This window comes from Plantactinospora sp. ZYX-F-223 (assembly GCF_039649625.1).
Lineage (GTDB): Bacteria > Actinomycetota > Actinomycetes > Mycobacteriales > Micromonosporaceae > Plantactinospora.
The window spans coordinates 21,183-28,183 of the sequence record NZ_JBDJAV010000076.1 but is presented as its reverse complement, the minus strand read 5'-3'; the positions used below and the strand labels follow the sequence as shown (position 1 = coordinate 28,183).

Sequence of the window (7,001 nt, the reverse complement as noted above, 5' to 3'; positions counted from 1 at the left end):
GGCTGGAAACCGAAGGCCGGATCCCACCCGGGTCCGGCCTTCGGCGTTTCCGGGTCGACCCCGGGCTCGGCCCGGTGTGGCCGCCGGGTTCAGCCGGCCGACGTGGCCGCCCGGGTGGAGCGCCTGCGGCTGCGCAGTGCGTCCGTGACCGCGACTCCGGCCAGCACCAGCGCGGCCACGGTCGTACCGGCGAGCGGCGGCAGCCGCAGCACGCCCGGCACCGCCGCGACCAGTACCAGCATCGCGGCGGGACGTACCGGGGAGACGCGACCGAAGACCTCGTACTCGAAGAGGGCCCGACCGGCCAGGAAGAGTGCCGGACCGCCCAGGGTCGTGGCGACCCACCCGGTTGTCGGCTCGCCGGTCGGATCCACGATGACGAGTTCGAAGCCGGCGGCGGTGGCGGCGACTCCGGCGACCATCACCAGGTGGTTGTAGGGCGAGCTCTGGCTGAACCGCGCCGGGCGTCTGGACGCGCCGATCGCGGCCGGCAGCACCTGCCCGGCGCGGTGCACGTAGATCCGCCACAGCAGGACGGTGCTGCCGAGGGTCACCCCGAACCCGGCCAGGTGTATGGCGGTGAACTCGGTACGACTCATCGCCAGTCCGATGATCAGGATCGCGTCGCCGAGCGAGACGATGAAGAACTGCTGGAACCGCTCGCCGAGGTGTTCGGCGACGCTGAGGAGTTGGGCGGCCTGGCCCCTGCCCAGCCCGGGTACCGGGTACCGAAGACCGAGCCCGAGGGCGTCGATGGCCAACGCGACCGTCCAGAGCGCGATCTGCCCGGTCCCGCCGACCACACCGCCGGCCAGCCACGGCACGGCGGAGACGGAGAACCAGATCAGCACGTGGACGGCCCGCTGGAACTCGCCGGGCTGGCCCCGGAGCGCCGGGATCAACAGGAGCCCGCGCCCCAGATGGATCCCCACGTACGCGACCGCGAAGACCATGCTGTGCCGGTCGTAGGCGCCGGGTATCGAGGCGGCCATCAGCAGGCTGCCGACGATCGCCACGATCGTGGCGCCCTGGATCAACGGCTGGGCCGGGTCGTAGATGTTGGTGATCAGGACCGTCGCTCCCCACACCCAGCAGAGCCCCGCCAGCAGGAGCAGGGCGCGGACCGCGTCTGCCCAGTCCGGGTCGCGCATCAGCCGTTGCGAGATGAGGGCGAGGACGACGACGTACACCAGGTCGAAGAAGAGCTCCAGCATCGTCGGCCGGCGGGCGTTCTCGGGACGGGGTTCCAGCACTGGCCAACCAGACGAATCGGAGTCGCTGCCCGTTCACCGAGCGGGCCCGGTCCCAGTGTCACATCCGTTGACGGGCGGGGATCGGCAAACGCTTGCGAGGGCGCCGGCCGAGGCGGAGGCGCGACCGGGTCAGCGGGGCCAGTCGGCCAGCTTTGCGCGGATCTTCCGGACCTGCGCGGCGTCCCGGCCGTACCGGGCGAAGCGCTGGTCGGGCAGCCGGTCCAGGTAGCGGCCAGCGGCGGTGATGTCGTCCGGCTCGATCGCCGGATCGTACTCGGCGGCGAGCCGGATCAGGTCGTCCACGGCGTACCGGTCGAGCGCCGCCGCGACGTCGATGTAGTCCCGGACCTCGCGGCGGGTGACCAGGGCGGCGGTCTTGCTGGCCACCAGGTCCTGGACGTGCATGACCGGCCCGAGGTCCATCACCACCGGGCTGCGGTGCCGGTCCAGCCGCCCCAGGCTGAGCCGTAGCCGCCGCCCGCCCCGGCTGACCAGGAAGTCCTTCATGTCCAGCTCGAACCCGCTGAACAGCCCGGCCAGGTCGCTCGACGGGTCCTCGTCGACGACGGCGAAGCCGGCTGCCTCAAGCGCGGCCCGGACCTCCGCCTCGGCGCTGGCGGCCGCGCCGTCGACGTCGGCGAAGAGGTCGACGTCCTCGGTCGGCCGGGAGACCAGCCCGTGCGCCGCCCAGGCCACCCCACCACCGAGCACGAATCCGTGCTTGTCAGCCACGGAGAGGGCAATCCGGGCGACCTGGCGGTAGAAGTCGTCGAGATGGGTGGTGGTCATGCCGCCCGGCGATCACCGGGGGCCAGTGACGGGTGTCGTCGCTCCCACGCCGCCCGGACCCCGCGCGGCAGGTTCAGCGCGGGCCAGACCCGGCGGAGCACCCGGCCGTTGAGGAACCGACGCAGGTCGTCGGAGCGGGTGCTCTCGCGCAGGACATTCTCGTACATCCAGAGCAGTTGGTCCGGATCGTCCAGGTCGAAGCTGCGCTCCGGCCCCCACATCAGGCGCAGCGGCAGCACGACCGTGCCCTGGGTCGGGCCGGTCAGCTCGGCAACGGTCGGGGTCACCACGGCAGGCCGGCCCGGGCGGGCCAGGTGGACCACGCCGGTTCCGGCCACGGCGGCGTACTGCATGCGCTCAGGGTAGCCGGAAGCTGGCGGGTACGGATCGTCCGTACCCGATTTTGCTGGTCTGTCCGGCCCGCCACCGGCCCCGGACCGGCCCGGAGCCGGCGTCGTGACCGCCGCTGCCGGTCGGGACCGTGGGGCCGGACCGGCGGCCGGCACCGGCCAGGCAAATCCGGAATGCCGGACTGGCCCGGCTGGTTGTTTATCTCGGTACGCCCGCGAGGTCAGCCCCCTGGACCGCGGGCGTACCTCCGTTGTGCGCTGGGGCTGACCCCCCAGAGCCGCGCAGTGCCTCCCGGAATCCAGACGAAAGGGCAACCATGAATCCGATCTTCGGACGATGGCTCCCCGCCATCGCGGAGACCGCTCGCACGCGGTGGCTTCCCGCCATCGCCGCACATCCGGTGACGCGCCGGCTTCCGGCCGTCGCGGAAACCCCGATCGCCCGCCGGTCCGCGCTGGCCGTCGCGGGCCTCACCTGCGCGGCCGCCTGCTCGGCCGTGGCCGGCCCGGTCGGTGTGGTAGCCGCGGCCGGGGACCCGGGCACGCAGTCGGTGGCGTACGGCCAGTCGATGCGGGACGACTCCTCGCACGACGACCGCAACCGGCCCGCCGACAGCGGGAACTCGGACGACAAGCCGTCCCGGGACAAGCTGGTCCCGTACGGCGTGCAGGGCTACCAGTCCCGGATCGACCTCGACGACGAGCAGCGGGACAACGCCCGCGAGATCGTCCGGGTGGCCCGGAAGCTGGACATGGGTCAGCGGGGCGCGGTGATCGGCGTGGCGACCGCCCTCCAGGAGTCGAAGCTGCGCAACCTCGGTCACCTGGGCGAGTGGAACGACCATGACTCGCTCGGGCTGTTCCAGCAGCGACCGTCGTCCGGCTGGGGCTCGCCGGACCAGATCCGGGACCGCGACTACTCCTCGGCCGCGTTCTTCGAGGGGCTCAAGCGGGTCGACCGCTGGTGGGACCGGCCGCTGACCGACGCCGCCCAGGCGGTGCAGGTGTCCGCGTACCCCTACGCGTACGCGCAGTGGGAGGACCAGGCCGCGGACATCGTGCAGGACGTCTGGTCCCGGTAACCCGGTCGACGGAACCGTTTCGGGGAGGCCCGGCCACGCGCTGGCCTCCCCGAAACGTCACCTGGCCGGAAACCAGCCGGCCCGGTCCGTCCTCGGTACCGCTGCGCTGGCGAGTGGGCCGGCAGCGGTGCGAGCAGCCGGGGCGGCCGCTCAGATCCAACTCTTCCTGCGGAACACCACGTACAGGGCGATCGCCAGCCCGAACGTCACGACCAGCGAGACGATGAACTCCCCCGGGGTGTGCCGCCAGGGGAAGGCGACGTTCTGCCCGAAGAACCCGGTCACCGCCGTCGGCACGGCGATCACCGCCGCCCAGGCGGTGACCTGCTTGACGATCAGGTTGAGCTGGTTGTTCTGCAGCATCAGGTTCGTCTCGAGCATGGTCGTGTTCAGGTCGCGCAGCGAGTCGCTCCACTCGATCACCCGCAGCACGTGGTCGTACAGGTCCTGGTAGTACGGCAGCATCTCCTCATCGACGGTGTGCATGGTGGGACGCATCAGGGCGTTCACCACCTCCCGCATCGGCAGGGTGACCTGGCGGAGCCGGACCAGGTCCCGCCGGGCGAGGAAGATCTGCCGCTGCACCTCGTTGCGGTCCAGCTCGCCGGCGGCACCGGCGTCGCCGCCCCGGCCCGCGCCGGCGGCGACGCCCGCCCGACCGTCCTTGAACATCGAGCCCTGCACCCGTTCCAGCGTCGCGTCGAGCTGCTGCACCGCGGAGAAGTGCCCGTCGATCAGGGTGTCGAGCAGGCCATAGAGCAGGAACGCGATGCCGTGCGGGGCGAGTTCGGCGCTCTCGTCCCAGCGGGCCAGCACGTGCCGGATGTCGAACTTGTCGGTGTAGCGGACCGTCACCAGGGCCCGGGGTTTGATGAACGCCGACACCTCGTCGTCGGTCAGCCCGCCGTCCGCGTCGAATCGCACCATGTAGGTGTTCAGGAACAGGTGGGTGTCGTACCGGTCGAGTTTCGCGCGCTGGGCCTGCTGGACGATGTCCTCGACCGCCAGTTCGTGCATCCCGAGTTCCTCGGCGAGCAGCTTCAGGTCGTCCTCGGTCGGCCGGCAGATGTCGAGCCAGATCACCACCTGGTCGTCGCCGGCGAGCCGGTCGCCGACCTCCCGCGCCGGGAAGCCCTGGTCGACGAGGGCGCCGTCCCGGTACATCCGGGTGCTGCTCATCTGCACGCCGTCACCTCCCCCACGCACCTGACGGTAGGCCGACGGTGCCGGCCGGCGTGCTGGTTCGTCGAACCTCGGCCGCCGTTGGTGATGGCGATGCGGACGAGGGCCCGGTGGGTGGCAGAGCCGGTCAGTCGCGCTCGTCCGGCGGCGCCGCCTGCCACTGCCACCGCCGCACGCGGGGCCGGCCGGGCAGTTCGGTCCGGCCGGTGGCCCAGCGCAGTGCCGACCACGGGTCGACCTCGGTCAACTCGGCGGCGACCTGCGGAAACATCCGGGCCAGCACCCGGGCGCAGACCTCGGGCGGCGGCGTGAGGGTCAGCCCGAGGCCCCGGGCGACGTCGTCGCCGTGCAGCAGCGTCTCGACGCAGCCCATCCCGGCGAAACCGGCCGGGTCGCCCATGCCGTAGGGGTGCCAGGCCCGGACCGACGCCGGGGCGGTCCGGACCATCGCGGCGAGGACCTGCCCGCTGCCTCCGACGAACTCCAGTAGCTGGGCCGGGGTCGCCTCCGGGTCGACGGCGGCCAGGAACCGCACGTACCGGTCCGCGGGGCGGGAGCCGAGCTGCATGGCGTACGACAGCAGGCAGTCGCCGAGGTGCTCCCCGGTGTGCCAGCAGTCCCAGTCCAGCCCGTCCGCCCGGACACGCCAGTCCCGATCGGTGCCGGGACGGAGCGTGTCGACGACACTGGCCACCGCCGTCTCCAGGTCGTCCGCGCTGACGGTCATCGCTACTCCGTACGGTGCATCGGTTGGTGGTCAGCGGAGACCGTACCCGTTCCGGCCGACGGCCGGGCGACCGCCGGGACGTTCCCGGCGACCGCCCGGACCGGCGGCCGGGCGACCTGCGCTGGTCAGTCCGGCATCGTCACGCCGAGCGGTTCGCCCGGGGTGAAGGTCGCCGGCATGCTGCCGAAGCCGTTGATCACCCCGAGGCTCTCGTTCTGCTTGGTGGCCGCCCGGTCGATGACGATGTCCGGCATCCGTTCGAGCACCCGCCGGACCATCAGCGGGAACCAGGCGCGGGCGTGGTTGAGCCCGATGCAGCGGTGGATGCCGAGCCCGAAGCTGGTGTGCCGGTTGGGGGAGCGGTCCAGCCGTACCTCGTCGGGGTCCGGGAAGACCGACGGATCCCGGTTGGCGGCGGCGAACGACATCATCACCCGGTCGCCGGCCCGGATCTGCTGCCCGCCGACCACCACATCCCGGGTGGCGGTCCGGGCGAAGCCCATCGCGGGCGGGAAGACCCGGAGGAACTCCTCGGTCGCGTGCTCCCAGAGCGCCGGATCGGCCATCAGCGCCGCCCGCTGCTCGGGGTGCTCGGCCAGCCAGAGCATGGTGTGCGCGAACAGCGCGGTGGTGGTGTGCAGGCCGCCCTGGATCACCAGCAGCGCGATGCTCACCACCTCCTCGACGGGCAGCGGTGCGCCGTCGATGGTGGCCTTGGCCAGACCGCTGAGCAGTCCCTCGCCCGGCTCCTCGCGCAGCCTCGGCACCTCGGCGGCGATGGCACCGCCGAGCTGCCCCATGACCTGGACGTTGCGCGGGTAGTCGGGGTCGCTCGGCGGCGACGCCGCGACCCAGTGCATCGGCCCGGCGTACGTCTGCCAGTCGTCCAGCGGGAGCCCGATCAACTTCATCGTGGCCAGCGCCGGCAGCGGGTTGCCGTAGTCCAGCACGAGGTCGATCCGGCCGCTCGGGCAGACCCGGTCCAGCAGGGCGTCGGCGGCCTGCTCGGCGAAGGGCAGCGAGTCGCGGGCCGCGCTCGGCGAGAAGTACGGGCTCATGATCCGCCGGTACGGGTTGTACTCCGGCGGGTCCAGTTCCAGCGGCACCTGCGTGATGGGGTTCGGCGGGATGACGATGCCCTGCCGCGGGTCCGACGGGTCCTCGGTGTTCCGGCCCGAGCTGAAGGTGGCATCGTCCCGCATCACCTGACTCACGCCGGCGTGGTCGGAGACCACCCAGAAGCCGCCGTACGCATCGGTCCGGGCCACCGGGCAGCGGGCCAGGTGGTCGTCGGAGATGGCCCGCCAGTTGGCGCGATATTCGGGGGAGTGGTGGTCGAAGTCGATCCGGGGGATGGAATCCGAACCGGTCTCGGTGGATTGATCGACAGACATCGCGTTAGAGTACTGCCCCAATCGCCCTCGGATGTCATGATCATTCGCATTGCCGGTCGGGGTTTTGCCGCCCTTCGTCCCGTTTTCGCAGGCCGGAGGCGCGATCGATGAGGCGAGGCCGGGCGAAAATTTCTCGGTGGATTTCCGGCTCCGCCGGGTTTCGGCGCTTTCCCTCGGGGCACCGTCTGGCTGACCTACCCTCGGGTGGTCGGGCAACCGGCCTC

Annotated in this window: 7 protein-coding genes; 1 reads left to right on the top strand and 6 read right to left on the bottom strand. The window is 71.8% G+C overall.

Features of this window, described 5'->3' with window-relative positions; genetic code table 11:
* Positions 1–89 precede the first annotated feature (89 nt).
* The 3 genes from AAH979_RS40015 to AAH979_RS40005 form a co-directional block, all read right to left on the bottom strand.
* Positions 90–1,253, bottom strand: a complete 1,164-nt coding sequence (locus AAH979_RS40015; RefSeq protein ID WP_346263330.1) for a low temperature requirement protein A — start codon at positions 1,251–1,253, stop codon at positions 90–92.
* A 129-nt stretch (positions 1,254–1,382) separates the two neighbouring features.
* Positions 1,383–2,042, bottom strand: coding sequence for a nucleotidyl transferase AbiEii/AbiGii toxin family protein (locus AAH979_RS40010; protein ID WP_346263329.1), 660 nt, complete (start codon positions 2,040–2,042; stop codon positions 1,383–1,385).
* On the bottom strand, positions 2,039–2,395 hold the full coding sequence (locus tag AAH979_RS40005) for a hypothetical protein (protein WP_346263328.1): 357 nt from the start codon (positions 2,393–2,395) through the stop codon (positions 2,039–2,041). The genes AAH979_RS40010 and AAH979_RS40005 overlap by 4 nt, the downstream gene beginning before the upstream one ends.
* Before the next feature lie 314 nt (positions 2,396–2,709).
* Between AAH979_RS40005 and AAH979_RS40000 the strand changes: the two genes are divergently transcribed.
* Positions 2,710–3,474: a hypothetical protein gene (locus AAH979_RS40000; RefSeq protein ID WP_346263327.1), complete on the top strand. Its 765-nt coding sequence runs from the start codon at positions 2,710–2,712 to the stop codon at positions 3,472–3,474.
* Between the two features lie 150 nt (positions 3,475–3,624).
* On the opposite strand, the gene AAH979_RS39995 is transcribed toward AAH979_RS40000, so the two are convergent.
* The 3 genes from AAH979_RS39995 to AAH979_RS39985 form a co-directional block, all read right to left on the bottom strand.
* A complete protein-coding gene (locus tag AAH979_RS39995; protein WP_346263326.1) occupies positions 3,625–4,653 on the bottom strand; it encodes a magnesium transporter CorA family protein in 1,029 nt (342 codons plus the stop codon).
* A 130-nt stretch (positions 4,654–4,783) separates the two neighbouring features.
* On the bottom strand, positions 4,784–5,383 hold the full coding sequence (locus tag AAH979_RS39990) for a maleylpyruvate isomerase N-terminal domain-containing protein (protein WP_346263325.1): 600 nt from the start codon (positions 5,381–5,383) through the stop codon (positions 4,784–4,786).
* Between the two features lie 125 nt (positions 5,384–5,508).
* A complete protein-coding gene (locus AAH979_RS39985) occupies positions 5,509–6,777 on the bottom strand; it encodes a cytochrome P450 (protein WP_346263324.1) in 1,269 nt (422 codons plus the stop codon).
* Positions 6,778–7,001 lie beyond the last annotated feature (224 nt).